We start from the raw sequence: 25,360 nt of genomic DNA on the forward strand, positions 1-25,360 counted from the left end.
GACGCGCGCCATGACCCAATTTCAGAATCCGGAAACCGACACCGCCGAAGCGCAGGCCGCGCATACCAGCGGCCCGCGCGCGAAGCCGAGCGGCGCGAGCGCAACGAAACATCTGCCCGATCCCGACGCGATCGCATTGCCGAGCGCGCTCGTCGACATCACGCCGCAACAGGCCGGCACGCAGACGCTGCTGCGCGGCCTCGCGATTCTCGAAGCCGCCGCCAACGGCGCGCGCGATCTGCGCTCGTTCGGCGCGGCGCTCGGCACGACGCGCAGCACCACGCACCGGCTCGTCAGCTCGCTCGTGCAGGCGCGCTATCTGCGCCAGGTGCAGGGCGGCTATCTGCTCGGACCGAAGCTGATCGAACTGGGCACGATCGCGCTGGAACAGATGCCGCTCACGACGGTCGCGCGCCCGCATCTGCAAGCGCTCGCCGATCACACGCACGACACCATCCACCTCGGCGTGCGCGACGGCGACGACGTGCTCTACATCGACAAGATTCCCGGCACGCGCGGCCTGGAGATGCGCTCGCGCGTCGGGCACCGCATGCCGCTCGCGTCGACGGGCATCGGCAAGGCGATGATGCTCGACCTCGAAGCGAACGCGTGGAAGAGGCTGCTCGACGCGTCGCATCGCGCGCTCGCGAAGACGAGCTTCAAGCCCGATAACCGCCCCGACTTCGACACCTTCCTGCAGCGCATGACGCGCTATTCGCAAGGCGGTTTCACCTTCGATCTCGAAGAGAACGAAGCGTCGATCCGCTGCGTCGCCGCGCCCGTGCGCGATGCGTCGGGCGCGATCGTCGCGGCGTTGTCGGTGGCGAGCACGATTCCCTATATGCCGCACGAACGCATGGAAGAACTGATTCCGGTCTTGCAGCGCGAGGCGCGCGCGATCTCCGAGGAACTCGGCTGGCGCGCGCCGCAGTCCGCGCGCAGGATCAAGCGATGAGCGCGCCTGCACTGATCGCGCTCGACTGGGGCACGACGTCCCTGCGCGCCTATCTGCTCGGCGGCGATGGCGTCGCGCTCGATACGCGCGCGTCGTCGGCGGGCATCATGAACCTGCCCGCGGGCGGCTTCGATCAGGCGTTCGAGGAAACCTGCGGCGCGTGGCTCGATGCTGCCCGGTTGCCCGTCATCGCGGCGGGCATGGTCGGCAGCGCACAGGGCTGGGTGGAAGCGCCGTACGTCGAAACGCCGGCGGGCGCGGATGCGCTCGTCGCGGGCATCGTGAAGGTGAAGACCGCGCGCGGCGTCACGGTGCATGTCGTGCCGGGCGTGCTCGAGCCGGGCGCGTTGCCGAACGTGATGCGCGGCGAGGAAACGCAGATCTTCGGCGCGCTCGCCAGCGACGCCGCATCGGGTGCGGCGGGCGGCGCGCTGATCGGCTTGCCGGGCACGCACGCGAAATGGGTGTTCGTGAACGATGAGCGCATCGAGCGCTTCTACACCTTCATGACGGGCGAGACCTTCGGCGCGCTGCGCGATCACACGATCCTCGGCCGCACGATGCATCCGAGCCCGACGCACGACGAACCGGTGTTTCTGCGCGGCGTCGATACCGCGCGCGATGCCGGTCATCCCGGCGTGCTCGCGACGATCTTCAGCACGCGCACGCTCGGCCTCACGGGTCAGCTCACGGCGGAGCAGCAGCCGGACTATCTGTCGGGCCTGCTGATCGGTCACGAATTGCGCGGCCTGAACGAAGTGCTGGCGCGCCAGCAGGCGTCGCTCGCGGGCCGGACGCTGAGGCTGATCGGCAACGATGCGCTCTGCGAACGCTATCGCACCGCGCTCGCGCGCTTCGGTTGCCACGACGCCGCGACGGTCGCGCACGCCACAGAGCACGGCCTTTACCGTATCGCAGCCCTCGCCGGGCTGGTCGCCGCGCCTGCGCGCGCGGCCTGAGAAGGAGCGAAAACGATGCAGCCTCCCATCAATCTGCCCGCGCCGTACGGCATGCACGCCGGTCTCGCGAAGGCGTTCGCCGCGTGTCCGTTGATCGCGATTTTGCGCGGCGTGACGCCCACCGAAGCCGCCGAGCATGGCCGCGCGCTGTACGAAGCGGGCTTTCGCATCGTCGAGGTGCCGCTCAATTCGCCGCAGCCGTTCGACAGCATCGCGGCGATCCGTCAGACGCTGCCCGCCGATGCGATCGTCGGCGCGGGAACGGTGCTGCATCCGAGTTATGTCGACAGCGTGAAGGCCGCGGGCGGCGAACTCATCGTGATGCCGCACAGCGACGCCGATGTCGTGCGCGCCGCAAAGGCGCAGGGCCTCGCATGCGCGCCGGGCGTCGCGACGCCGAACGAGGCGTTTCTCGCGCTCAAAGCAGGCGCGGACGTGCTCAAGATGTTCCCCGCCGAACAGCTCGGCCCAACCGTGACGAAGGCGTGGCGCGCGGTGATCGCGAACGAGGTGCCGCTCGTGCCGGTCGGCGGGATTTCGCCGGACAACATGGGACCGTTCCTGAGCGCTGGCGCGAACGGCTTCGGCCTCGGTTCGGCGCTGTACAAGCCGGGCCAGAGCGCGGACGTGACCGCGCGCCACGCGAAGGCCTTCATCGACGGCCTCGCGAAAGCGCGAGGCGAAACGAGATGAACCGCCTCGCCGGCAAAGTGACGATGGTCACGGGCGCGGGACGCGGCATCGGCGCCGCGATCGCGCTGGCGTTCGCGCGCGAGGGCGCGGCGGTGGCGCTCGCCGAACTCGACATCGACACGGCGCGCGCGACGGCGGAGCGCATCGAGTCGGAAGTGGGCGGCGCGCGCGTGCTCGCGGTGCGCACGGACGTGACGCAAAGCGCGCAGGTGAAAGAGGCGGTCGAGCACGTCGAAGCATCGCTGGGCCCGGTCGACGTACTCGTGAACAACGCGGGCATCAACGTGTTCTGCGATCCGCTCACGATGACCGACGACGACTGGCGCCGCTGCTTCGCCGTCGATCTCGACGGCGTATGGAACGGTTGCCGCGCCGTGCTGCCGGGCATGGTCGCGCGTGGCAGCGGGAGCATCGTGAATATCGCGTCGACGCATGCGTTCAAGATCATTCCGGGCTGCTTCCCTTATCCGGTGGCGAAGCACGGCGTAATCGGGCTCACGCGCGCACTCGGCATCGAATACGCGCCGAACAACGTGCGCGTGAATGCAATCGCGCCGGGTTATATCGAAACGCAGTTGACGCTGGACTGGTGGGATTCGCAAGCCGACCCGAAGGCCGCGCGTGCCGCAACGCTCAATCTTCAGCCGATGAAGCGCATCGGCCAGCCGCAGGAAGTCGCGATGACGGCGGTGTTCCTCGCCTCGGACGAGGCGCCGTTCATCAACGCGAGCTGCATCACCGTGGATGGCGGGCGCTCCGCGCTGTACCACGACTGAACCACGAACTACCGAAAGAATGACGCACTGGCCGCGGTGCGGCATCACCATAAAAAACACGGCCACACACCTTCGTAGCGCCCGTGCGCGGGCATTTTTTTCGACATCGGAAAAAGTCGGGAGACAAAAAATGAAACGCAGACTGTTCCTCACGCTGATCGCCGCCGCCACGGCAACGAGTGCGACCATGATCGCCGCACCCGTCGCGCAGGCCGCCGACGAGGTCAAGATCGGCTTCCTCGTGAAGCAGCCCGAAGAGCCGTGGTTCCAGGACGAATGGAAGTTCGCCGAAATGGCCGCGAAAGAGAAAGGCTTCACGCTCGTGAAAATCGGCGCGCCGTCGGGTGAAAAGGTGATGAGCGCGATCGACAATCTCGCCGCGCAGAAGGCGCAGGGCTTCATCATCTGCACGCCGGACGTGAAGCTCGGGCCGGGCATCGTCGCTAAGGCGAAGGCCGACAAGCTCAAGATCATGACGGTCGATGACCGGCTGGTCGATGGCTCCGGCAAGCCGATCGAGTCCGTGCCGCACATGGGCATCTCGGCCTACAACATCGGCAAGCAGGTGGGCGATGGCATCGCGGCCGAGATCAAGAAGCGCGGCTGGGACATGAAGGACGTCGGCGCGATCGACGTGACCTACGAACAGTTGCCGACCGCGCATGACCGCACCGCCGGCGCGACCGATGCGCTCGTCGCGGCCGGTTTCCCGAAGGCGAACATCATCATGGCGCCGCAAGCGAAGACCGACACCGAGAACGCGTTCAACGCCGCGAACATCGCGCTCACGAAGAACCCGCAGTTCAAGCACTGGGTCGCTTACGCGCTCAACGACGAGGGCGTGCTCGGCGCGGTGCGCGCGGCGGAAGGGCGCGGCTTCAAGGCGGACAACATGATCGGCATCGGCATCGGCGGTTCGGACTCGGCACTCAACGAGTTCAAGAAGCCGAACCCGACGGGCTTCTACGGCACCGTGATCATCAGCCCGAAGCGTCACGGCGAAGAGACCTCCGAGCTGATGTACGCGTGGATCAAGGACGGCAAGGCGCCGCCGCCGCTCACGCTCACGACCGGCATGCTCGCCACGCGTGAGAACGTGGCCTCGGTGCGTCAGCAGATGGGCCTGGCATCGAACTAAAGCTTTGCGGGCCGTATGAAAGTACGGCCCGCGCGAATTCAGGAGGCGATGTGTCAGCGACGCTGCGTTTTGACAATATCGGCAAGGTGTTTCCAGGCGTGCGCGCGCTCGACGGCGTGTCGTTCGACGTCAACGCCGGCGAAGTTCACGGTCTGATGGGCGAGAACGGCGCGGGTAAATCGACCTTGCTCAAGATTCTCGGCGGCGAGTATCAGCCCGATTCGGGGCGCGTGCTCATCGACGACAACGAAGTGCATTTCGCGAGCGCGGCGGCTTCGATCGCGTCGGGCATCGCGGTGATTCATCAGGAATTGCAGTACGTGCCGGACCTGACCGTATCCGAGAACCTGCTGCTCGGCGCGCTGCCGAACCGGCTCGGCTGGGTGAACAAGCGCGCGGCGAAGGCGCACGTGCGCGAACGGCTTACGGCGATGGGCGTCGATCTCGATCCGAACGCGAAGCTGCGCAGGCTGTCCATTGCGCAGCGGCAGATGGTCGAAATCTGCAAGGCGCTCTTGCGCAACGCCCGCGTGATCGCGCTCGACGAGCCGACGAGTTCGCTCTCGCACCGCGAGACGGAAGTGCTGTTCAAGCTCGTGCGCGACCTGAAGGCGGACAACCGCGCACTGATCTACATCTCGCATCGCATGGACGAGATCTACGAACTCTGCGATGCCTGCACGATCTTCCGCGACGGCCGCAAGATCGCGTCGCATCTGTCGCTCGCGGACGTTCGGCGCGACACGCTCGTGCAGGAAATGGTCGGCCGCGAAATCAGCGACATCTACAACTATCGGGCGCGGCCGCTCGGCGATGTGCGCTTCTCTGTTGCGAACGTGCAGGGCGACGCATTGAGCGCGCCCGCGAACTTCGAAGTGAAGCGCGGTGAAATCGTCGGATTTTTCGGGCTGGTGGGCGCGGGCCGCAGCGAGCTGATGCATCTCGTCTACGGCGCGGACAAGAAGAAGGAAGGCACGATCACGCTCGACGGCCAGCCGATCAAGGTACGCAGCACGGGCGAGGCGATTCGTCACGGCATCGTGCTGTGTCCGGAGGATCGCAAGGAAGAGGGCATCGTCGCGATCGCGACGGTCGCGGAGAACATCAACATCTCGTGCCGCCGTCATTATTTGCGCGCCGGTCTCTTTCTCGATCGCAAGAAGGAAGCGCAGACGGCCGAGCGCTTCATCCAGCTTCTGAAGATCAAGACGCCGAGCCGCAAGCAGCGCATCCGTTTTCTGTCGGGCGGCAATCAGCAGAAGGCGATTCTGTCGCGCTGGCTCGCGGAGCCGGATCTGAAGGTGGTGATTCTCGACGAGCCGACGCGCGGCATCGACGTCGGCGCGAAGCATGAGATCTATAACGTCATCTATCAGCTTGCCGAGCGCGGCTGCGCGATCGTGATGATTTCGTCGGAGTTGCCGGAAGTGCTCGGCGTGTCCGACCGGATCATCGTGATGCGGCAAGGGCGGATCGCGGGCGAACTGCCGCGCGAGAAGGCGAACGAACAGGCGGTGCTGAGTCTCGCGCTGCCGCAGAGCGATAGCGTCGCCGAAGCGGCGTAAGGAAAAGAGGAGCGAATCATGGAAGCAAGAGAAAACATCGTGGGGCAGGCGACGGAAACCGTCGCGAATGCGCTGATCCCGCAGAAGAACGATAAACAGAAGTGGTGGCAGCAGATCACGGAGTACAGCCTGATCGTGATCTTCATCGTGATGTTCCTGACGATGTCGCTGACCGTGGATCACTTCTTTTCGATCGAGAACATGCTCGGTCTGGCGCTGTCGATCTCGCAGATCGGCATGGTCGCCTGCACGATGATGTTCTGTCTCGCGTCGCGCGATTTCGACCTGTCGGTCGGCTCGACGATCGCGTTCGCCGGCGTGCTGTGCGCGATGGTGCTCAACGCGACCGACAACACCGCGATTGCGATTGTCGCGGCCGTGGCGGCGGGCGCGGTGATCGGCTTCGTGAACGGCGCGGTGATCGCCTATCTGCGCATCAACGCGCTGATCACCACGCTCGCGACGATGGAGATCGTGCGCGGACTGGGGTTCATCGTGTCGCACGGGCAGGCGGTGGGGGTGTCGTCGGATACGTTCATCGCGCTCGGCAGTCTGTCGATGCTCGGGATTTCCCTGCCTATCTGGGTGACGCTTGCGTGCTTCATCGTTTTTGGCGTATTGCTCAACCAGACTGTGTATGGACGCAATACATTGGCGATCGGCGGCAATCCCGAGGCTTCGCGGCTCGCGGGGATCAATGTCGAGCGCACGCGGGTGTGGATCTTCTTGATTCAGGGCGCTGTTACCGCGCTGGCGGGTGTCATTCTCGCTTCGCGGATTACGTCGGGGCAGCCGAATGCGGCTCAGGGTTTTGAGCTGAACGTGATTTCGGCTTGCGTGCTGGGTGGGGTTTCGCTGCTCGGCGGGCGGGCGACGATTTCTGGCGTCGTGATCGGGGTGCTGATTATGGGCACCGTCGAGAACGTCATGAATCTGCTGAATATCGATGCGTTCTATCAGTATCTTGTGCGGGGAGCGATTTTGCTTGCAGCCGTGTTGCTGGATCAGTTGAAGAATCGCGGATCGCGGGATTGATGGGGTTTGGGTTGGTGCGCTTGGGGCCTTCGTGGAATCCTGATTTCGTGTTGGTCTATTGGCGTTGCCCCTGTGCGGGGCGGCACCTACTTTCTTTGCTGCTGCAAAGAAAGTAGGCAAAGAAAGCAGCTTTCCCCATCCGGAACGCTTCAAGCCGGCCGCGGCACAGGCGATAGTATTTGGTCCAGCAGTAGCGAGTGCCCTCAAAGGCCATACCGGGCATGGACCGCGCACGGTCTGACGAGCTAGTAAGCCAAGGGCACTGGTTCAGCACGAAAGAGTTCCGGCACAGCGCTACGCGCCGCCGTGGGGTATGCAAGGGAAACCGACGAGCAAAGAGAAACGCAGAAGCACAAGCATCGCCGATGTACCCATCGGCCGCGAAGCGGGCCGGAGCTATTTGGTGCTGAACCAGTTTGTTTTGCGGTGCGATATGGCAGACCGTGCGCGGTCCAAGCCCGGTGTGGCCTTTGAGGGCACTCGCTACTGCTGTGCCAAAGACGATCGCCTGTGCCGCGGCCGGTGTGAGGCGTTCCGGATGGGGAAAGCTGCTTTCTTTGGTTACTTTCTTTGCAGCAGCAAAGAAAGTGACTGCCGCCCCGCACAGGGGCAACGCTAATAGACCGACACGAGTTCAGGATTCCGCAAAAGAGACAAAGAGACATGGCAATCGAAAGCAAACTCGCCCAATACCCCAGCCTGCAAGGCAAAACCGTCCTGATAACCGGCGGCGCGACCGGCATCGGCGAGGCCTTCGTCGAGCACTTCTTCGACCAGGGCGCGAAAGTCGCCTTCTTCGACATCGACACCGACGCGGGCGAATCCCTCGCCGACCGCCTCGGCGCGGCCTTGCAGCCGACCCACACACGCCCGATGTTCCTGAACATCGACCTCACCGACATCGACGCCTTGCGCAAAGGCATCGCGGACGTGCGAACGGCGTTCGGCCCGATCACCGTGCTCGTGAACAACGCCGCCAACGACAAGCGCCACAAGATCGAGGACGTCACGCCCGAATCCTACGACGCGGGCATCGCGGTCAACGTCCGCCATCAGTTCTTCGCGGCTCAGGCGGTGATCGAAGACATGAAGCAATCTGGCGGCGGCTCGATCATCAATCTGGGCTCGATCAGCTGGATGCTCAAGCAAGGCAACTTCCCCGTCTACGTAACGGCGAAATCGGCCGTACAAGGCATGACGCGCGGCCTCGCGCGCGATCTCGGCAAGTTCGGCATCCGCGTGAACACGCTCGTACCCGGCTGGGTCATGACCGAAAAGCAGAAGCGCCTCTGGCTCGACGACGCCGGCCGCGAAGCGATCAAGCAAGGCCAGTGCATCGACGCGGAACTGCTGCCCGCGCATCTCGCCCGCGCGGCGCTCTTTCTCGCCTCGGACGACAGCAGCATGCTGACCGCGCAAGACATCATCGTCGACGGAGGATGGGCCTGATGAACTCGACTCGCGCGCAACTGCTCATCGACAGCCGATGCTCGCTCGGCGAAGGCGCGACGTGGTGCGCCGCGAGCGGCCGCTTCTGGTGGACCGACATCGAAGGCAACACGCTGTGGCGCTACGATCCGCGCGACGGCGCGAGCGAATCGTTCGCCATGCCCGAGCGGCTCGGATGCTTCACGCCGTGCGCGGATGCGCGCTTCCTGCTGCTCGGCCTCGCATCGCGGCTCGCGTTCTACGAGATCGCGACAGGGAAAATCGAGACCCTCATGGAAGTCGAAGCCGATCTGCCGACGCGTCTGAACGACGGCCGCTGCGATCGCGAAGGGCGCTTCGTCTTCGGCACGAAGCACGATGTCGAGGACGCGCAGGCGATCGGCGGGTTTTATCGGCTGAACCGGGATCTGTCGCTCGAACGGCTGCCGCTCGGAGATTGCGCGATCTCGAACAGCATCGGTTTTTCCCCCGACGGCGCGACGATGTATTACTGTGACTCGCCGACGCGCCAGATCCGCGTCTGCGATTACCCGACGTTTTCAAATGACCGCGTGTTCGTCGAGCTGACCGACGCGACCGGCGTGCCCGACGGTTCCATCGTCGATGCCGAAGGCGGCTTGTGGAACGCGCAGTGGGGCGGCGCGCGGGTCGTGCGTTATGGGCGCGATGGCCGCGAGACGGCGCGCATCGACGTGCCGAGCGCGCAGCCGAGTTGCGCCGCGTTCGGCGGCGCGGATTTCGGCACGCTGTATGTGACGAGCGCGCGCATCGGCCTCGACGATAAAGCGCTCGAAAGCGATGCGCACGCCGGCGGCGTGTTCGTCGCGACGCCCGGCGCACGCGGCATCGCCGAAGCGGTATTCGCGGGCAAGGCGTAACGAAGAGAACACCGAGACGGCGCGCAACGACGCGCCGCCCGACCTGCCCCGGCGGCGCCGGGTTTTTCGCCTCTCGATGGAGCACGAGTCATGGCTGTTGCGCGCACAGAGCAAAGACCGAATCCTGCATCGACGTCCACGGCGCAAGCGAACGTCCGCCGTTCCAGGCTGGCCGCCGCGGCCGAGCCGCCCATCCGTCCCGGCCCGGGCACGGCGGTCGTCGCGATCGGCGGATCGCACGCCGAAGGCTGCATCACTCTCGCCAACGCGCATCTGCGGCTCGAACTCGCGCCGTCGCTCGGCGGCGGCATCACGCGTTTCGACTGGCGTCACGAAGGCACGCTGGTGCCGATCTTCCGGCCCTGCGCCGAACCCGGTCCGGATACCGATCCGAATCAGCTCGCGTGCTATCCGCTTCTGCCGTATTCGAACCGCATCGGCGACGGGCGCTTTCAGTTCTCCGGACGCTCCATCGACGTGCCGTGCAATCGCGCCGGCGAACCGCTGCCGCTCCACGGCGACGGCTGGCTCGGCGCGTGGCAGGTCGAAGCGGAGGAAGCGGGGCGCGCGCGGCTCACGCTCGATCGCAGCGACGGCAAGCCGTATTCGTTTCGCGCCGCGCAGACTTACGCGCTCGACGAAGCCACGCTCGTCGTCACTCTCGATGTCGAGAACACCGGCGACGAAGCGCTGCCGTTCGGCCTCGGGCTGCATCCGTTTCTGATGCGCGAGGCGGACACGGAGTTGTCGGCGGCGGCGGGCGGCGTGTGGCTGTGCGGCGACGACTGGCTGCCGGTGCGGCATGTGCCGACGCCGCCGGCGTGGCAGTTCGGCGTCGCGTATCCGATGCCCTCCGAGATGGTGAACAACGCGTTCACGGGATGGAGCGGCCGCACGAGCGTGCTGTGGCCGAAGCGGCGTCTGTCGCTGACGATCGCCGCCGATACCGACTATTACGTGCTGTACGCGCCGCCCGGCGAGAGCTTCTTTTGCTTCGAGCCAGTCGATCATCCGGTCAACGCAGTGAATCTGCCCGGCGGCGGGGAAGCGCACGGCATGACCGTGCTCGCGCCGGGCGAGCGGCTCTCGCGGGAGTTTCGATTCACGGTCGAACGCACCGGGGAAGCGGCGCGGCGCGCACGGCCGCGCACGCGCGCGGGAGCGAAAGCGCGGGCGAGAAGCGCATCGCGCTGATGTCCGGGAGACGCGATGCCACGCACGTTAAAATGCGTGGCATCGACGTTCAACGAATCCCGCCATGTCCTTCATCCAGTCTCTCAACGCCGCGTGGTCGCGCACGCAATCGCTTCTGTGCGTCGGCCTCGACCCTGAGCCCGCGAAATTTCCCGCCGCGCTCAACGGCCGCGCCGATGCGATCTTCGAATTCTGCAAGACCATCGTCGACGCGACCGCGCCGTACGCATCGTCGTTCAAGCCGCAGATCGCGTATTTCGCGGCGCATCGCGCCGAAGACCAGCTCGAAGCGCTGATCGCGCACATCCATGAAAAACACGCCGGCATTCCGGTGATTCTCGATGCAAAGCGCGGCGACATCGGCAGCACGGCCGAGCAGTACGCAAAGGAAGCGTTCGAGCGCTATCGGGCGGATGCCGTGACGGTCAATCCGTACATGGGTTTCGATTCGATCGAGCCGTATCTGGCGCATGAAGGCCGGGGCGTGATCGTGCTGTGCCGCACGTCGAACGCGGGCGGCTCCGATCTGCAATTCCTCACGACCGACGGCAAGCCGCTGTATCAGGTCGTCGCGACGCTCGCCGCCGAAAAGTGGAACGCGAGCGGCCAGCTCGGACTGGTCGTCGGCGCGACGTTCCCGAAGGAAATCGAAACCGTGCGGGGCATCGTCGGCGATATGCCGTTGCTGATTCCCGGCATCGGCGCGCAAGGCGGCGATGTCGAAGCGACCGTGCGCGCGGGCCGCACCCCGAACGGCACGGGCATGCTGATCAACTCGTCGCGCGCGATCATCTACGCGAGCAAGGGCGACGACTACGCGCAAGCCGCCGCCGAAGCGGCGAAGAAGACGCGCGATACGATCAATCAGTATCGGTGATATGAAGGCGCGAACTCACCGTTCGCGCTGATCCAGAAACTCCAGCAGCTTGCGCAGCGCATGCGCCGCCGCCTGCGCGCGCACCTGCTCGCGGTCGCCCTTGAACAATTGCGTTTCGACGCCGGTATGAAGCCGGTTGCTCCACGCGAACGACACCGTGCCGACCGGCTTCGCGTCGCTTCCGCCCGCCGGGCCCGCGACGCCCGTGATCGCCACCGAGACCTGCGCGCGGCTGTTGCGCAGCGCGCCTTCGGCCATCGCTTTCGCGACGGGTTCGCTCACCGCGCCGTGCTGCTCGATCAGCGCCGCCGGCACGCCGATCATCTCGATCTTCGCGAGATTCGAATAGGTGACGAAGCCGCGCTCGAACCACGCGCTGCTGCCCGAAATATCCGTGATGGCGGTCGCGACCATGCCGCCCGTGCACGACTCGGCGGTCGCGAGCATCAGCCGTTCGTCGCGCAGCTTGTTGCCGACGCGAATCGCAAGTTGGTGAACGACGGTGTCGGTTGGCATGGCGGTGTTCTCGATGGATAGGAAAGTCAGACGGTCATGCGCCAGAGCGCGATCACGAGCAGCGTGAAGAACGCCGCGACGAGATCATCGAACATGATGCCGAAGCCGCCTTTCAAATGGCGGTCGAAATAGCGGATGGGCGGCGGCTTCACCATGTCGAAGAAACGGAACACGATGAACGCCCACAACTGTCCGGTAAACGTTGCGGGCGTAACGAGCAGCAGCACGAGCCAGAACGCCACGATCTCATCCCACACGACCGGCGACGGGTCCGCGACGCCCATTTTCTTGGCGGTGAAGCCAGTGAACCAGCATCCGGCGATAAAGCCGGCGACGATCAGCGCGCCCCAAGCCGCGACCGTCATATGCGGGTTGAAGACGATGAACGTCAGCCACGCGAACAGCGTCCCGACCGTTCCCGGCGCGACGGGGGACAACCCGCTGCCGCAGCCGAGCGAAAGAATATGGAGCGGATGCGTGAGCATGAAGCGCGCGCTCGCCTTGCGCGGCGCGCGCGGCGCATTGCGTGAATCGTTCGGATCGCCCGCGAGGGTCGGGTCAGTCTGCATGAAAATGATCGAAGCCTTGCAACGTCAGGGAGAGCGGCGCGCCGGCGGCATCGCGCCAGGCAATACCCGGCACACCGGATGATTCGATTGTACCGATGCGGGTCAGCGGCACTTTCACGCTCGTCGCGATATTTCCGAGCGCCGCGCGCGCGGCGGGCGGCGCGGTGAAGCAGAGTTCGTAGTCATCGCCGCCGGCGAGCGCACATTGGCGGCGCGCGGCCTCGGGCAGCGCGCGCACGGCGTCCGAGCATGGCACGGCATCGGCATCGACGACGGCGCGCACGCCCGAGCGTTTCAGGATGTGCATGAGATCGCCCGCGAGGCCGTCGGAAATATCGAGCGCCGCGTGCGCGACGCCGCGCAGGGCGAGACCCAGCGCAACGCGCGGCTCGGGCCGCTCCAGCGCGCGCCGCCAGTTTGCGGCGGTGGCCTCGTCGGGCGCGCGCCATTGGCCGCGCAGCGCGCCGAGTCCCGCGCGCGCATCGCCCAGCGTGCCGGACACCCAGATGTCGTCGCCAGGCCGCGCGGCGTCGCGGCGCAGGGCCGCGCCGTGCGGCACGTCGCCGAACACGGTGATGCAGAGGTTGAGCGGACCGCTCGTGGTGTCGCCGCCGACGAGCGCGCAGTCGTGCCGGTCGGCGAGCGCGAAGAGGCCATTGCTGAAGGCTTCGAGCCACGCTTCATCGGCGCGCGGCAGCGCGAGCGCGAGCGTGAACGCGTGCGGCTTCGCGCCCATCGCGGCGAGATCCGACAGATTCACGGCGAGCGCCTTGTGCCCGAGCGCGTAAGGATCGACATCGGGAAAGAAGTGGCGGCCTTCGACCAGCATGTCCGTCGAAATGGCGAGCTGATGGCCGGCGGGCGGCGCGATCAGCGCGCAGTCGTCGCCGATGCCGAGCGGCCTCGCGGCTTCGTCGTCATGACGTGGCGAAGGCGCGGTCGCGCGGCGTGCAAAGAAGCGGTCGATCAGAGAAAACTCGGAGAGCATCGTCGGCGATGAAGTGGTTTTTTGTGCGCTGCAAGAGAACGACGCGGGACGCGCAAGAACCCCGAAAGCATCCGTCCCGTGTCTCGAAAAAATCGAACGAAGCGCCGCGAGCCTTGCTCCACGGAGCGATCAGACCGTTTCCGGTCACGGCACTTGTAGCCGAAATGCATGGAGCGCGGCCCGAAACCGCCCCTGATTGGCGCTACAATGCGTTCGAACTTCTATTCTAATTCCCGCTCTGCTAGCCCGCCCTATGACGACTGACGCCAATACGAAGTTGCGCGAAGCCGCGCTCGATTATCACGAATTCCCGGTTCCGGGAAAGATCGCGATCGCGCCCACGAAGCAGATGATCAACCAGCGCGACCTCGCGCTCGCCTATTCGCCGGGCGTCGCGTTCGCGTGTGAAGCGATCGTGGAAGATCCGCTGAACGCCGCGCGCTTCACCGCGCGCAGCAATCTCGTGGGCGTCGTGTCGAACGGCACGGCCGTGCTGGGACTCGGCAACATCGGGCCGCTCGCGTCGAAACCGGTGATGGAAGGCAAGGCGGTGCTGTTCAAGAAGTTCGCCGGCATCGACGTGTTCGATATCGAGCTGAACGAAAACGATCCGCACAAGCTCGTCGACGTGATCGCCGCGCTGGAGCCGACTTTCGGCGGCATCAATCTGGAAGACATCAAGGCGCCGGACTGCTTCATCGTCGAGCGCGAGTGCCGCAAGCGCATGAAGATTCCCGTCTTCCACGATGACCAGCACGGCACGGCGATCGTCGTCGCGGCGGCCATCACCAATGGTCTGAAGGTCGTCGGCAAGAGCATCGGCGAAGTGAAGCTGGTCGCGTCGGGCGCGGGTGCGGCGGCGCTGGCCTGCCTGAACCTGCTCGTCGATCTCGGCATGAAGCGCGAGAACATCTACGTGACCGATCTCGCCGGCGTGGTCTACAAAGGCCGCACCGAGCTCATGGACCCGGACAAGGAACTGTTCGCCCGCGAAACCAGCGCGCGCACGCTCGCTGAAGTGATGGAAGGCGCGGACGTGTTCCTCGGTCTGTCGGCGGGCGGCGTGCTCAAGCAGGACATGGTCAAGCAGATGGCTGCGAAGCCGCTGATTCTCGCGCTCGCCAATCCGACGCCGGAAATCCTGCCGGAACTCGCGCTCGAAGTGCGCCCGGACGCGGTGCTCGCCACCGGCCGCACGGACTATCCGAACCAGGTCAACAACGTTCTGTGCTTCCCGTTCATCTTCCGCGGCGCGCTGGATGTGGGCGCGACCGTCATCACGAAGGAAATGGAAATCGCGGCGGTGAACGCGATTGCGGAACTGGCGCGTCAGGAGCAGAGCGATATCGTCGCCACGGCTTACGGCATTCAGGACTTGTCCTTCGGTCCGGAATATCTGATTCCGAAGCCGTTCGATCCGCGTCTGATCGTGAAGATCGCGCCGGCGGTGGCGAAAGCCGCGATGGATTCCGGCGTCGCGACGCGTCCGATCGAGGACATGGAAGCCTACGAGCAGCATCTGCAGCAGTTCGTCTATCACAGCGGCACGACGATGAAGCCCGTGTTCCAGCTCGCGCGCAGCGTCGAGCCGGAGAAGAAGCGCATCGTGTTCGCGGAGGGCGAGGAAGAGCGCGTGCTGCGCGCGGTGCAGATCGCCGTCGATGAAAAGATCGCGAAGCCGATTCTCATCGGCCGTCCGGCGGTCATCGCGCAGCGCATCCAGAAGTTCGGCCTGCGCCTTGCGGAGGGCGCCGACTTCTCCGTCGTCGATACGGATCACGACGAGCGTTACCGCGATTTCTGGCAGACCTACGCGAAGATGATGGCGCGCAAGGGCATCAGCGAGCAGATGGCGAAGCTCGAAATGCGCCGCCGCACGACGCTCATCGGCGCGATGCTCGTGCAGAAGGGCGAAGCCGACGGCATGATCTGCGGCACGGTGAGCACGACGCATCGCCATCTGCACTTCATCGATCAGGTGATCGGCAAGAAGGAAGGCGCGAAGGTCTACGCGGCGATGAACGCGCTCGTGCTGCCGGGTCGGCAGATTTTCATCGTCGATACGCACGTGAACGTCGATCCGACGCCCGAGCAACTTGCCGAAATCACCATCCTCGCGGCGGAAGAAGTGAAGCGCTTCGGCATCGTGCCGAAGATCGCGCTGCTGTCGCATTCGAACTTCGGCACGAGCAACGCGCCGAGCGCGCAGAAGATGCGCGACGTGCTCGCGATCCTGAAGGAGCGCGCGCCCGATCTGGACGTGGATGGCGAAATGCACGGCGACGTCGCGCTGGATTCGCGCCTGCGTAAGGAAGTGCTGCCGGAATCGACGCTCGAAGGCGATGCGAATCTGCTAATCCTGCCGAACATCGACGCGGCGAACATCTCGTACAACCTGCTGAAGACGGCGGCGGGAAGCGGCATCGCGATCGGGCCGATCCTGCTCGGCGCGGCCAAGCCGGTGCACGTGCTGACGTCGTCGGCGACGGTGCGGCGGATCGTCAACATGACGGCGTTGCTGGTGGCGGACGCGACGGCTACGCGCTAAGCGCGGCTTCGGTTTGACATGAAACGCGGCGGCGCTCCCGCCGCGTTTTCTATTGCGCAAAAAAAAAGCGTGCCGCGTTTCCACGGCACGCCCGAGAAAAAGCAAGAGGGGTGTCTGCTTTTACCCGCGAAATGCGGGATCGTCGGCGGAGCGCGTTGCCGTGAAGCTGGCGACGAGTGAGGCGGCTCGTCCAAAGGCTTCAAGATCCCACGCGTCGAATTATTATCTCGCATGAGATAAAAATCTCTCAGATTTGGGCTAAATATGGCCGACGGAGCGTGCCCGGAATTGCATGACGCGATCAAACTGAGAAAAAATTTCCGATTTTCGGCCTGACGTTGCTTCGCCCTGTCATTAGCGATACCCTTACATCTTTCATGGTCGTCGAATTCTGGTGTATCGCGAGGACAACCGTTTGGTGATACGCGCGCGGGTTCTGTGTTCCGTCATCGTCCTGAGCGTCCTGTTGGGGGCATGCGGCAAGGACGAACCTCGCAGTGGCGTTCAGGAACCGGTTGCGTCGGCGAGTCCGGCGCCGGTCGCGCCAGTGGAACCGGTCCGGCAAGCACAGTCACGGCAGCTTGACGCGACCGACGGGCAGGAGCGTGACGGGTTCGCCACCGTCCACATCGCGCAGTTGCCCAGGCAGGCGGTCGCGACCTTGCGGCTGATCGAAGCGGGCGGCCCTTTCCCTTACGAGAAGGACGGCGTCGTGTTCGGCAATCGCGAGCGTCTGCTGCCGCGGCATGCACGCGGCTACTACCACGAGTACACCGTTCCCACGCCGCGCGCGCGGGATCGCGGCGCGCGCCGGATCGTTTGCGGCGGCGCGAAGAAGCAGATCGGCGATTGCTACTACACGGACGACCACTACGCGAGTTTCAAACGCATTGCGGATTAACTACGGGATTAACGGCATGAGCGACAACATCTACGCGCACGACCACAGCGTCGCGGGTGATCTTTTCGCCACCGGCGATGGCAACCTGTTCCAGCGAGTATTGCGGCTACGCATGACAGAACACGACAACAGACCCGACGACGAGACCAGGCCTGAGGAGTTCCATTCGCAAGAGGATCCGGAAGCGCTGTTCGCCACCGTGCGGCCGAATATCGTGCAGTCGATCCGCGCGTTCCGCGTGCAGGATCTGGCGGACGAAGCGAACCGCCTCGGCCAGCATTTTCTCTACGCCTATCTCGGTCAGGCCCAGAGCAAGCAGGAAGTGCTCGAGACCATCGCCACCTCGTTCATCTTCCCCAAGCATTTCGGCAAGAACTACGACGCGCTCTACGATTCACTCACCGATCTCGTTCACAAGGCGGGCTCGCAGCCGGGTTTCGTGATCGTGCTGGAGCAGTTGCCGATCGCGCAGAAATTCGACAAGGAAGGGCGCGAAGTGCTGCTCGACGTCTTCCGCGATGCCGCGGAATTCTGGGCCGAGCGGAAAGTGGCTTTCCGCGTGTTTTACTCGTTCGTCTGAGTCCGCTCGGCCGGCGCGCTCGCGGCGGTCAGGTGGTTGCAGCAGCCCGATGGGTGTCGCCGAAAGGCGCGTTCATCGGGCTGTTTTCGTTTGCGTGTCGACGCCGGAGATTCACCAGCCGCCCCAGCGCGCGGCCAGCGCGGCGAGCACCGCGATGCCGGCCGTCTCGGTGCGCAACACGCGCGGGCCGAGGCCGAGCGTGGCAAAGCCCGCATCGACGATCGCGCTTTCTTCACCGGGCGAGAAGCCCGCTTCGGGGCCGATCAGCAACGTGACCGGGGCGCGCGGCGGATCGGCGGGCAGGGACGTGAAGCTGACTTCCGCGCGCGGCGAGAGCAGCAGGCGCAGTTCGCCATCGGTGGCGGCGGGCAGATCGGCGAGCCAGGCGTCGAGATCGCGCGGCGGGGCGACATCCGGCACGCGGTTGCGGCCGCACTGTTCGCAGGCCGCGCGCGTGAGCGCCTGCCAATGCGCCTGACGTCGCAATGCGCGCTCGCCGGCGAGACGCACGACGCCGCGCTCGGCGGTGATCGGCGCGATGGCCGCGACGCCGAGTTCCACCGCCTTCTCGATGAGCCAGTCCATCTTGTCGCCGCCCGCCACGCCTTGCGCGAGCGTCACGCGATAAGGCGGCTCGGCCTCGCGATCGCTGTGTTCGTCGAGGCGCGCGGTCGCCGCGCGTTTGGCGATATCGACCAGTTCGCCGCGATATTCGCCGCCGGCGCCATCGAAGAGCGTGATCGCGTCGCCGGTCTGCAGGCGCAAGACATGGACGTGACGCACGACGTCATCGGGAAGGGGAAGAGTCTGGCCCACGCGAAGCGGGCCGTCGACGTGAAAACGTGGCATGGATGGTCGATCGCGGACATTCGATCCGCGGATAGTAGTGATGCCTGACGGCGATGCGAGCGCGTTTAACCCAGATGCCGCGCGATGGCCCAGCGATAGCCGTCCGGGTCTTCGATCTGCGCGAAACGGTCGCCCCAGAACTGGTCCTGCGGCTCGATCAGCGCCTTTGCGCCGACCGCGAGCGCCTGCTGAAAGGTCGCGTCGACGTCGTCGACATACAGATAGAACGACTGCGGCGCCATCTGCCCCGCGCTTTTCGGCGTGCGCGCCTGCGAACCGTATGCGCCTTCGGGCGCGAACATCACGATCAATTGCCCGCGATACGCCATCTCGACGTGAATGATCGAGCCGTCGTCGTTCACGCTGTCGCGTACCGCGAAGCCGAGCGCCTTTTCATAGAACGCGATGCTCACGCGCGCATCGCGCACAGTGAGGTACGGGATCAGCCAGGGCACGTCGGCGGGGCGAGGGTCGGTCATCGAAAGCACTCCTTGAAGCCTTGCTGCTGCATTGACAGTCATTTTGCCATGAAGCCGTACGAACAATGGACCGGCAAGGATTTTGCACGTCGAGCGGCGCACCGGTCGGATTTCGCCGGATGAACGTCCGTCGATGATGCCCGTTACCGTGTAATGTGACGCGTTGTCACGAAGTCGTGACAGCGGCTGTCACGCTTGCGACGCGCGCGGCGCAACGCAGTTCCCGCAGATCGCCGACGCTCGTTTGCACGGAACATGCCCGCGCCCCGGGACGCCTGGCCGCACCCGCTTCGGCATGCTCGCGGCGCGTGTCAATCGGACCGGTCTGTTAGAATGACGGCCTCCCGATCCTCGTCGTTTCTCGTCGTTCCGGTCCTGAAAACGTTGTGTCCCGCGGGTCCGGCTCGGGTGAGAAGTACTGCAAGAGAAGCACCGTGGATCATTTCAGGACCTGCCCCAGACTCGACATGACGATCCCGACCTCCAGCCAGTCCGCCCTCATGGCCAACGCGATCCGCGCGCTTGCCATGGACGCCGTTCAACAAGCCAATTCCGGTCACCCCGGCATGCCGATGGGCATGGCCGAAATCGGCGTCGCGCTGTGGTCGCGCCATCTGAAGCACAACCCGACGAACCCGCACTGGTTCGATCGCGACCGTTTCGTATTGTCGAACGGTCATGGTTCGATGCTGCTGTATTCGCTCCTGCATCTCACCGGCTACGACCTGCCGCTCGCCGAACTGAAGAATTTCCGCCAGTTGCATTCGAAGACGCCGGGCCATCCGGAATACGGCATGACGGCCGGCGTCGAGACGACCACGGGCCCGCTCGGCCAGGGCATCGGCAATGCGGTCGGCATGGCGCTGGCCGAAGCGCTGCTTGCCGCCGAGTTCAACAAGACTGACGCGAAGATCGTCGATCACCACACGTACGTGTTCCTCGGCGACGGCTGTCTGATGGAAGGCATCTCGCACGAAGCCAGCTCGCTCGCGGGCACGCTGAAGCTGAACAAGCTGATCGCGCTGTACGACGACAACGGCATCTCGATCGACGGTCACGTCGAGCACTGGTTCCACGACGACACGCCGAAGCGCTTCGAAGCGTACGGCTGGAACGTGATTCGCGCGGTGGACGGTCACAACGTCGATGCGGTCGATGCGGCCATCGCGCAGGCGAAGAAATCGGACAAGCCGACTTTGATCTGCTGCCGCACGGTCATCGGCAAGGGCGCGCCGACCAAGGCGGGCGGTCACGACGCGCACGGCGCGCCGCTCGGCGACAAGGAAATCGCGGCGACGCGCGCGGCCATCGGCTGGAATTACGGTCCGTTCGAAATTCCGCAGGAAGTCTACGCAGCGTGGGACGCGAAGGAACAGGGCGCGCACGCTGAAACCGAGTGGAACAAGGCATTCGACGCCTACAAGGCGAAGTACGCCGGCGAAGGCGCGGAATTCGCGCGCCGCATGACCGGCGAACTGCCCGCGAACTGGGCCGAAGCTGCCGCGAAGATCATCGAGGACGCGAACCAGAAAGCCGAAACGGTCGCGACGCGCAAGGCATCGCAGAACACGATCGAAGGTCTGGCTGCGGCGCTGCCGGAACTGCTCGGCGGCTCGGCTGACCTGACTGGTTCTAACCTGACCAACTGGAAGGCGTCAAAGGCCGTTCGTGCTGCTGGCGACGCGGAGAACGCGAATCCGGATCACGCGGGCATCCAGTGGGGCAATCACATCAACTACGGCGTGCGCGAGTTCGGCATGAGCGCGGCCATCAACGGCCTCGCGCTGCACGGCGGCTATCGTCCGTTCGGCGGCACGTTCCTGACGTTCTCGGACTACAGCCGCAACGCGCTGCGCGTCGCCGCGCTGATGAAGTCGCGCTCGATCTTCGTGTTCACGCACGATTCCATCGGCCTCGGTGAAGACGGCCCGACGCACCAGTCGATCGAGCACGTGTCCAGCCTGCGCCTGATCCCGAATCTGCAGACGTGGCGTCCGGCCGATACGGTCGAAACGGCCGTCGCGTGGACGCATGCGATCGCGCACAACGGTCCGTCGACGCTGATCTTCAGCCGCCAGAACCTGCAATTCTCGCCGCGCAACGACATTCAGATCGCCAATATCGCGAAGGGCGGCTACGTGCTGCGCGACTGGAACGACGACATTCCCGCGCGCAAGATCATCCTCATCGCGACCGGCTCGGAAGTGCAGCTCGCGATGGAAGCGGTCGAGGCGCTGGCGAAGGAAGGCATCGGCGCGCGCGTCGTGTCGATGCCCTGCTCGAACGTGTTCGACAAGCAGGATGCCGAATACCGCGAGCGCGTGCTGCCCAAGGGCGTGGCGCGCGTGGCGATCGAGGCGGGCGTGACGGATTTCTGGCGCAAGTACGTGGGCCTCGAAGGCGGCGTGGTCGGCATCGACACGTTCGGCGAGTCGGCCCCGGCGGGCGCGCTGTTCAAGCATTTCGGCTTCACGGTGGAGAACGTCGTCGGGACGGCGAAGTCCGTTCTCGCCGCGTAAGCATTGACGTCAGCGAAGCAAGGTTTTTTTGAGCCAAGGAGATAGACCATGACGATTCGCGTTGCAATCAACGGCTACGGCCGGATCGGCCGCAACACGCTGCGCGCCCTCTATGAGAACGGCAAGAAGCACGATATCGAGATCGTCGCCATCAACGATCTGGGCGATGCCAAGACGAACGCGCATCTGACGCAATACGACACCGCGCACGGCAAGTTCCCGGGCGAAGTGTCGGTGGACGGCGATTACCTCGTCGTCAACGGCGACAAGATCCGCGTGCTGGCGAACCGCAACCCGGCCGAACTGCCGTGGGGCGAGCTGAAGGTCGACGTGGTGCTGGAGTGCACGGGCTTTTTCACGACCAAGGAAAAGGCCAGCGCGCACATCAAGGGCGGCGCGAAGAAGGTCATCATCTCGGCGCCGGGCGGCAAGGACGTGGACGCGACCGTCGTGTACGGCGTGAACCATAACGTGCTGAAGGCTTCGGACACGGTCATCTCGAACGCATCGTGCACGACGAACTGCCTCGCGCCGCTCGTCAAGCCGCTGAACGACAAGATCGGTCTGGTGAACGGTCTGATGACCACGATCCACGCCTACACGAACGATCAGGTTCTGACCGACGTGTATCACGAAGATCTGCGCCGCGCGCGCTCGGCCACGCACAGCCAGATCCCGACGAAGACGGGCGCGGCTTCCGCGGTCGGCCTCGTGCTGCCGGAACTGAACGGCAAGCTGGATGGCTACGCGATCCGCGTGCCGACGATCAACGTGTCGGTGGTCGATCTGTCGTTCATCGCCGCGCGCGACACGACGGTCGAGGAAGTCAACAAGATCATGAAGGAAGCGTCGGAAGGCGCGCTGAAGGGCGTGCTCGGCTACAACGACGCGCCGCTGGTTTCGATCGACTACAACCACAACCCGGCTTCGTCGACGTTCGATTCGACGCTCACGAAGGTGTCGGGCCGTCTCGTGAAGGTGTCGAGCTGGTACGACAACGAGTGGGGCTTCTCGAACCGCATGCTGGATACGGCGGTTGCGCTCGCCAACGCCAAGTAAGTTTCGGCTTGCCGAAATGACAAAGCCGCTCTTCGGAGCGGCTTTGTTTTTTGCAGCCTTTAGTCTGCGTTACGCGAGCTTCTCGCGCAGAAACGATACGACGTAAGGTGTCGCCGCCGCCGCGACCGTGGCTGCCGTGCCGGGGTCCATGCCCATGCGCGCGGCGATCGATTCGGCGATGCGTCCCGTGAGAACGCCTTCGCCACCTTCCTCCATCGATTTCAGAAAGCCGTCGCCTCGCACGAGCCCGGCGGCGAACGCTGCGAAAAAGCTCTTGCCGGGATGATCGCCCAGCAAGCCCTGGCTTTGTTCTTCGGCGTGCGCGTGCGCGGTCTGCGCGGCGGTACTGAGCATCTGCTGGCTATCTTCGGGGCTGAAGCCCTGATCGGTCAGCGCTTGTGTGGCTTGCGCGCCATGATCCGAAGACAGAAATTCCGAAACGAGTTGTTGCATGTCCATCGACGCTGCTCCTCTTGATGTTCGCCAATTGCAGGGCAGCGCAAGCGGATAGAAACCTCCATCACGCACGGCCCTTGCTGAGACTGCCGACATCAAAAGAAGTGCCGCATGCGCTCACGCTTTGTCAGGCAGCGGAAAATGCACACCGGCGCGCTGCGCCGCGTTGACGATATGCCGCTCGATCGCCATGCCGGCCTTTTCTCCGTCACGCGCCTTCAGCGCCTCGATGATTCCCGCGTGCTCGTGATACGTCGACAACACCAGCTCGCGCCGATAGAACGGCAGGCGCTGGCTTTCCTTCATGATGTCGGCGCTGCCGCGCAGGATCGATTCGATCGCCGCGTTGCCCGCGAGACTCACGATACGCATGTGGAACGCGAAATCCAGTTGCGCGGCTTCCTCCAGCGCCGATTCCGTCAGCGCAGCGTGCAGCGAACCGAGATTGTCGTCGAGCCAGTCGATGTCGGAATCGCCGATCGAATGCGCCGCGAGCCGCGCAACGAATCCCTCCAGCGCGAACCGCATCTGATAGGTATCCGGCAACGAAGCCTGATCCGCGAAACGCCACGGATGCGCGTTGCTCGCCTGCGCGTTGCTGACGTACACGCCCTTGCCGGGACGGATAAGCAGCATGCCGAGCGCTTCGAGTGTCGAGAGCGCCTCGCGCAGCGACGCCCGGCTGATCTCCAGTTCCTCCGATAGTTGCCGCTGCGCCGGCAGCAGACTCCCGACCGGATACACGCTCGATTCGATACGTTCGCGAATGGTCGCGATCGCGGCGTCGGTCACGGTGTGCGGGACATTTTTCATAGGAAGAAAACAGTATTGGCCGGTCTGACCGCCATTGTATGCGCGTGCCGCGCGCGCGTGTGAGCGACCGTGCCGTGCGCATTTTCGTGCCCGAACCGAACAGGGTATACCGCTACGAATGCGTCCTTGACTGGGTTATATCGGCTTTCTAATATTCCACATCACAGCACTGGTCCGACCAGTCGGAACAGTTGCTCAGGTCCTGAGACATTACACGAGGAGACGGTCGTGTCGAGATTTCTGAATTCGCTGTTCGGCAGGGTGATGATCGCGCTGGTCATCGGCATCGTGGTGGGCGCGCTATTTCCGCAATTCGGCCAGTCGCTGCGGCCTTTGGGCGATGGCTTTCTGAAGCTGATCAAAATGGTGATCGGGCCGATCGTGTTTTGCGTCGTCGTGAGCGGCATGGCGAGCGCGGGCGATCTGAAGAAGGTCGGGCGCGTCGGGCTGAAGGCTGTGATCTACTTCGAGATCATGACGACGCTCGCGTTGGTCATCGGCGCGATTCTGGCGTGGGTCACGCGCCCGGGCGTCGGCATGAACATCGATCTGCATACGCTCAACGCGGCGTCGCTCTCCACTTACACGGAGCACGCGAAGAGCCTGAAGGACACGGCGGGCTTCCTGCTGAAGATCATCCCCGACACTGCCATCGATGCCTTCGCGAAGGGCGACATCCTGCAAGTGCTCGTGTTCGCCATCCTGTTCGGCGCGGCGCTCTCGATGCTCGGCGACAAGGCGCAGCGCGTGACGGTGTTCATCGACGAACTGTCGAACGTGTTCTTCCGCATCATGGCGTTCATCATCAAGCTCGCGCCGCTCGGCGTGCTCGGCGCGATCGCGTTCACGACCGGCCAGTACGGCGTCGCGTCGCTCAAGCAACTGGGCCTGCTCGTGATGGTCTTCTACGCGAGTTGCTTCCTGTTCGTGTTCGTCGTGCTGGGCGTGGTAATGCGGCTCGCGGGCTTCTCGATCTTCAAGCTCGTGCGCTACCTGCGCGAAGAACTGTCGATCGTGCTCGGCACCGCGTCGTCCGATGCCGTGCTGCCGCAGATCATGCGCAAGCTCGAATGGATGGGCGTGAAGGATTCGACCGTCGGCCTCGTGATTCCGACCGGCTACTCGTTCAACCTCGACGGCTTCTCGATCTACCTCACGCTTGCCGTGATCTTCATCGCGCAGGCGACCAACACGCCGCTGTCGCTGCATGACCTGATCGTCGTCGTGCTCGTGTCGCTGGTGACCTCGAAGGGCGCGCACGGCATTCCGGGCTCGGCCATCGTGATTCTCGCCGCGACGCTGTCCGCGATTCCCGCGATTCCCGTGCTCGGCCTCGTGCTGATCCTGCCGGTCGACTGGTTCGTCGGCATCGCGCGGGCGGTCACCAATCTGATCGGCAACTGCGTGGCGACGGTGGTCGTCGCGGTGTGGGAGAACGACATCGACCGGGTGCGTGCGAAGCGCGTGCTCGACCAGGACGCCGAATATCGCTTCGTGCCCGCCGCGCCGGAACCCGCGCACGCGCACGGTCATGAAAACGCACACGCAATCTGACTCACTGCAA

General features: G+C 64.6%; 24 protein-coding genes. 17 read left to right on the top strand and 7 right to left on the bottom strand.

All coding sequences use genetic code 11. The features are described from left to right. The first annotated feature begins 10 nt into the window (after nucleotides 1-10). The 11 genes from AWB80_RS27125 (at nucleotide 11) to pyrF (ending at nucleotide 11,519) form a co-directional block, all read left to right on the top strand. The gene (locus tag AWB80_RS27125; protein ID WP_061177755.1) at nucleotides 11-955 is read left to right on the top strand and encodes an IclR family transcriptional regulator; all 945 of its coding nucleotides are present in this window, start codon (nucleotides 11-13) and stop codon (nucleotides 953-955) included. After that, on the top strand, nucleotides 952-1,914 hold the full coding sequence (locus AWB80_RS27130; protein ID WP_087131631.1) for a 2-dehydro-3-deoxygalactonokinase: 963 nt from the start codon (nucleotides 952-954) through the stop codon (nucleotides 1,912-1,914). Before AWB80_RS27125 ends, AWB80_RS27130 begins: the two co-directional genes overlap by 4 nt. Nucleotides 1,915-1,929: 15 nt before the next feature. Further along, nucleotides 1,930-2,607 (top strand): 2-dehydro-3-deoxy-6-phosphogalactonate aldolase, encoded by a 678-nt coding sequence (locus tag AWB80_RS27135; protein ID WP_061177757.1) that lies wholly within the window; start codon nucleotides 1,930-1,932, stop codon nucleotides 2,605-2,607. Continuing rightward, complete coding sequence (locus AWB80_RS27140; protein WP_061177758.1) at nucleotides 2,604-3,383, top strand: SDR family oxidoreductase; 780 nt, start codon at nucleotides 2,604-2,606, stop codon at nucleotides 3,381-3,383. Before AWB80_RS27135 ends, AWB80_RS27140 begins: the two co-directional genes overlap by 4 nt. 130 nt (nucleotides 3,384-3,513) lie before the next feature. Next, the gene (locus AWB80_RS27145; RefSeq protein ID WP_061177759.1) at nucleotides 3,514-4,521 is read left to right on the top strand and encodes an arabinose ABC transporter substrate-binding protein; all 1,008 of its coding nucleotides are present in this window, start codon (nucleotides 3,514-3,516) and stop codon (nucleotides 4,519-4,521) included. Nucleotides 4,522-4,571: 50 nt separating this feature from the next. Then, nucleotides 4,572-6,086 carry an L-arabinose ABC transporter ATP-binding protein AraG gene (gene araG, locus AWB80_RS27150; protein ID WP_061177760.1) on the top strand — a complete coding sequence of 505 codons (1,515 nt, stop codon included), beginning with the start codon at nucleotides 4,572-4,574 and terminating at the stop codon, nucleotides 6,084-6,086. 18 nt (nucleotides 6,087-6,104) lie between these two features. After that, entirely contained in the window at nucleotides 6,105-7,121 is a 1,017-nt protein-coding gene (araH, locus tag AWB80_RS27155; RefSeq protein WP_061177761.1) for an L-arabinose ABC transporter permease AraH, read from the top strand. A gap of 663 nt (nucleotides 7,122-7,784) precedes the next feature. Continuing rightward, entirely contained in the window at nucleotides 7,785-8,570 is a 786-nt protein-coding gene (locus tag AWB80_RS27160; protein WP_061177762.1) for an SDR family NAD(P)-dependent oxidoreductase, read from the top strand. Continuing rightward, nucleotides 8,561-9,448, top strand: a complete 888-nt coding sequence (locus AWB80_RS27165) for an SMP-30/gluconolactonase/LRE family protein (protein ID WP_061177763.1) — start codon at nucleotides 8,561-8,563, stop codon at nucleotides 9,446-9,448. Before AWB80_RS27160 ends, AWB80_RS27165 begins: the two co-directional genes overlap by 10 nt. Nucleotides 9,449-9,538: 90 nt before the next feature. Continuing rightward, nucleotides 9,539-10,642, top strand: coding sequence for an aldose 1-epimerase (locus AWB80_RS27170; protein WP_061177764.1), 1,104 nt, complete (start codon nucleotides 9,539-9,541; stop codon nucleotides 10,640-10,642). 64 nt (nucleotides 10,643-10,706) lie between these two features. Continuing rightward, the gene (gene pyrF, locus AWB80_RS27175; protein WP_061177765.1) at nucleotides 10,707-11,519 is read left to right on the top strand and encodes an orotidine-5'-phosphate decarboxylase; all 813 of its coding nucleotides are present in this window, start codon (nucleotides 10,707-10,709) and stop codon (nucleotides 11,517-11,519) included. Nucleotides 11,520-11,534: 15 nt separating this feature from the next. Here the strand turns inward: pyrF and AWB80_RS27180 are convergent, their stop codons facing one another. Genes AWB80_RS27180 through thiL form a run of 3 tightly spaced genes read right to left on the bottom strand, consistent with a single transcriptional unit; the run spans nucleotide 11,535 to nucleotide 13,592 of the window. Continuing rightward, a complete protein-coding gene (locus tag AWB80_RS27180) occupies nucleotides 11,535-12,035 on the bottom strand; it encodes a CinA family protein (protein ID WP_061177766.1) in 501 nt (166 codons plus the stop codon). A gap of 26 nt (nucleotides 12,036-12,061) precedes the next feature. Continuing rightward, entirely contained in the window at nucleotides 12,062-12,604 is a 543-nt protein-coding gene (locus tag AWB80_RS27185; protein WP_208635694.1) for a phosphatidylglycerophosphatase A family protein, read from the bottom strand. Further along, nucleotides 12,594-13,592 (bottom strand): thiamine-phosphate kinase, encoded by a 999-nt coding sequence (thiL, locus tag AWB80_RS27190; protein WP_061177767.1) that lies wholly within the window; start codon nucleotides 13,590-13,592, stop codon nucleotides 12,594-12,596. Before thiL ends, AWB80_RS27185 begins: the two co-directional genes overlap by 11 nt. A 253-nt stretch (nucleotides 13,593-13,845) precedes the next feature. Between thiL and AWB80_RS27195 the strand changes: the two genes are divergently transcribed. From AWB80_RS27195 to AWB80_RS27205, 3 genes are all read left to right on the top strand, one after another. After that, on the top strand, nucleotides 13,846-16,140 hold the full coding sequence (locus AWB80_RS27195) for an NADP-dependent malic enzyme (RefSeq protein WP_061177768.1): 2,295 nt from the start codon (nucleotides 13,846-13,848) through the stop codon (nucleotides 16,138-16,140). A gap of 418 nt (nucleotides 16,141-16,558) precedes the next feature. Beyond that, on the top strand, nucleotides 16,559-17,041 hold the full coding sequence (locus tag AWB80_RS27200) for a ribonuclease (protein ID WP_244206753.1): 483 nt from the start codon (nucleotides 16,559-16,561) through the stop codon (nucleotides 17,039-17,041). Nucleotides 17,042-17,057: 16 nt separating this feature from the next. Then, the gene (locus tag AWB80_RS27205) at nucleotides 17,058-17,621 is read left to right on the top strand and encodes a barstar family protein (protein ID WP_061177769.1); all 564 of its coding nucleotides are present in this window, start codon (nucleotides 17,058-17,060) and stop codon (nucleotides 17,619-17,621) included. A 111-nt stretch (nucleotides 17,622-17,732) separates the two neighbouring features. On the opposite strand, the gene AWB80_RS27210 is transcribed toward AWB80_RS27205, so the two are convergent. Continuing rightward, on the bottom strand, nucleotides 17,733-18,470 hold the full coding sequence (locus AWB80_RS27210; RefSeq protein WP_061177770.1) for a 16S rRNA (uracil(1498)-N(3))-methyltransferase: 738 nt from the start codon (nucleotides 18,468-18,470) through the stop codon (nucleotides 17,733-17,735). 65 nt (nucleotides 18,471-18,535) lie between these two features. Further along, nucleotides 18,536-18,949, bottom strand: coding sequence for a VOC family protein (locus tag AWB80_RS27215; protein WP_061177771.1), 414 nt, complete (start codon nucleotides 18,947-18,949; stop codon nucleotides 18,536-18,538). 467 nt (nucleotides 18,950-19,416) lie between these two features. On the opposite strand from AWB80_RS27215, the gene tkt reads away from it, so the two are divergent. Together tkt and gap are read left to right on the top strand one after the other, a co-directional pair. Further along, nucleotides 19,417-21,468, top strand: a complete 2,052-nt coding sequence (gene tkt, locus AWB80_RS27220; protein ID WP_061177772.1) for a transketolase — start codon at nucleotides 19,417-19,419, stop codon at nucleotides 21,466-21,468. Between the two features lie 48 nt (nucleotides 21,469-21,516). Then, complete coding sequence (gap, locus tag AWB80_RS27225; RefSeq protein ID WP_061177773.1) at nucleotides 21,517-22,527, top strand: type I glyceraldehyde-3-phosphate dehydrogenase; 1,011 nt, start codon at nucleotides 21,517-21,519, stop codon at nucleotides 22,525-22,527. A gap of 69 nt (nucleotides 22,528-22,596) precedes the next feature. Here the strand turns inward: gap and AWB80_RS27230 are convergent, their stop codons facing one another. Both AWB80_RS27230 and AWB80_RS27235 read right to left on the bottom strand, forming a co-directional pair. Next, entirely contained in the window at nucleotides 22,597-22,986 is a 390-nt protein-coding gene (locus AWB80_RS27230; protein WP_061177774.1) for a hypothetical protein, read from the bottom strand. A gap of 114 nt (nucleotides 22,987-23,100) precedes the next feature. Then, nucleotides 23,101-23,796: a FadR/GntR family transcriptional regulator gene (locus tag AWB80_RS27235; protein WP_061177775.1), complete on the bottom strand. Its 696-nt coding sequence runs from the start codon at nucleotides 23,794-23,796 to the stop codon at nucleotides 23,101-23,103. Nucleotides 23,797-24,024: 228 nt separating this feature from the next. On the opposite strand from AWB80_RS27235, the gene AWB80_RS27240 reads away from it, so the two are divergent. After that, nucleotides 24,025-25,350, top strand: coding sequence for a C4-dicarboxylate transporter DctA (locus tag AWB80_RS27240; RefSeq protein WP_061177776.1), 1,326 nt, complete (start codon nucleotides 24,025-24,027; stop codon nucleotides 25,348-25,350). Nucleotides 25,351-25,360: the final 10 nt, after the last annotated feature.

The organism is Caballeronia pedi (assembly GCF_001544915.2).
Lineage (GTDB): Bacteria > Pseudomonadota > Gammaproteobacteria > Burkholderiales > Burkholderiaceae > Caballeronia > Caballeronia pedi.

What these genes read in the sequence shown, in the direction of transcription:
- AWB80_RS27125 (WP_061177755.1), top strand. Translation starts at nt 11, where the DNA reads ATGACCCAATTTCAGAATCCGGAAACCGACACCGCCGAAGCGCAGGCC.
- AWB80_RS27130 (WP_087131631.1), top strand. Translation starts at nt 952, where the DNA reads ATGAGCGCGCCTGCACTGATCGCGCTCGACTGGGGCACGACGTCCCTG.
- AWB80_RS27135 (WP_061177757.1), top strand. Translation starts at nt 1,930, where the DNA reads ATGCAGCCTCCCATCAATCTGCCCGCGCCGTACGGCATGCACGCCGGT.
- AWB80_RS27140 (WP_061177758.1), top strand. Translation starts at nt 2,604, where the DNA reads ATGAACCGCCTCGCCGGCAAAGTGACGATGGTCACGGGCGCGGGACGC.
- AWB80_RS27145 (WP_061177759.1), top strand. Translation starts at nt 3,514, where the DNA reads ATGAAACGCAGACTGTTCCTCACGCTGATCGCCGCCGCCACGGCAACG.
- araH (WP_061177761.1), top strand. Translation starts at nt 6,105, where the DNA reads ATGGAAGCAAGAGAAAACATCGTGGGGCAGGCGACGGAAACCGTCGCG.
- AWB80_RS27160 (WP_061177762.1), top strand. Translation starts at nt 7,785, where the DNA reads ATGGCAATCGAAAGCAAACTCGCCCAATACCCCAGCCTGCAAGGCAAA.
- AWB80_RS27165 (WP_061177763.1), top strand. Translation starts at nt 8,561, where the DNA reads ATGGGCCTGATGAACTCGACTCGCGCGCAACTGCTCATCGACAGCCGA.
- AWB80_RS27170 (WP_061177764.1), top strand. Translation starts at nt 9,539, where the DNA reads ATGGCTGTTGCGCGCACAGAGCAAAGACCGAATCCTGCATCGACGTCC.
- pyrF (WP_061177765.1), top strand. Translation starts at nt 10,707, where the DNA reads ATGTCCTTCATCCAGTCTCTCAACGCCGCGTGGTCGCGCACGCAATCG.
- AWB80_RS27180 (WP_061177766.1), bottom strand. Translation starts at nt 12,035, where the DNA reads ATGCCAACCGACACCGTCGTTCACCAACTTGCGATTCGCGTCGGCAAC.
- AWB80_RS27185 (WP_208635694.1), bottom strand. Translation starts at nt 12,604, where the DNA reads ATGCAGACTGACCCGACCCTCGCGGGCGATCCGAACGATTCACGCAAT.
- thiL (WP_061177767.1), bottom strand. Translation starts at nt 13,592, where the DNA reads ATGCTCTCCGAGTTTTCTCTGATCGACCGCTTCTTTGCACGCCGCGCG.
- AWB80_RS27195 (WP_061177768.1), top strand. Translation starts at nt 13,846, where the DNA reads ATGACGACTGACGCCAATACGAAGTTGCGCGAAGCCGCGCTCGATTAT.
- AWB80_RS27205 (WP_061177769.1), top strand. Translation starts at nt 17,058, where the DNA reads ATGAGCGACAACATCTACGCGCACGACCACAGCGTCGCGGGTGATCTT.
- AWB80_RS27210 (WP_061177770.1), bottom strand. Translation starts at nt 18,470, where the DNA reads ATGCCACGTTTTCACGTCGACGGCCCGCTTCGCGTGGGCCAGACTCTT.
- AWB80_RS27215 (WP_061177771.1), bottom strand. Translation starts at nt 18,949, where the DNA reads ATGACCGACCCTCGCCCCGCCGACGTGCCCTGGCTGATCCCGTACCTC.
- tkt (WP_061177772.1), top strand. Translation starts at nt 19,417, where the DNA reads ATGACGATCCCGACCTCCAGCCAGTCCGCCCTCATGGCCAACGCGATC.
- gap (WP_061177773.1), top strand. Translation starts at nt 21,517, where the DNA reads ATGACGATTCGCGTTGCAATCAACGGCTACGGCCGGATCGGCCGCAAC.
- AWB80_RS27230 (WP_061177774.1), bottom strand. Translation starts at nt 22,986, where the DNA reads ATGGACATGCAACAACTCGTTTCGGAATTTCTGTCTTCGGATCATGGC.
- AWB80_RS27235 (WP_061177775.1), bottom strand. Translation starts at nt 23,796, where the DNA reads ATGAAAAATGTCCCGCACACCGTGACCGACGCCGCGATCGCGACCATT.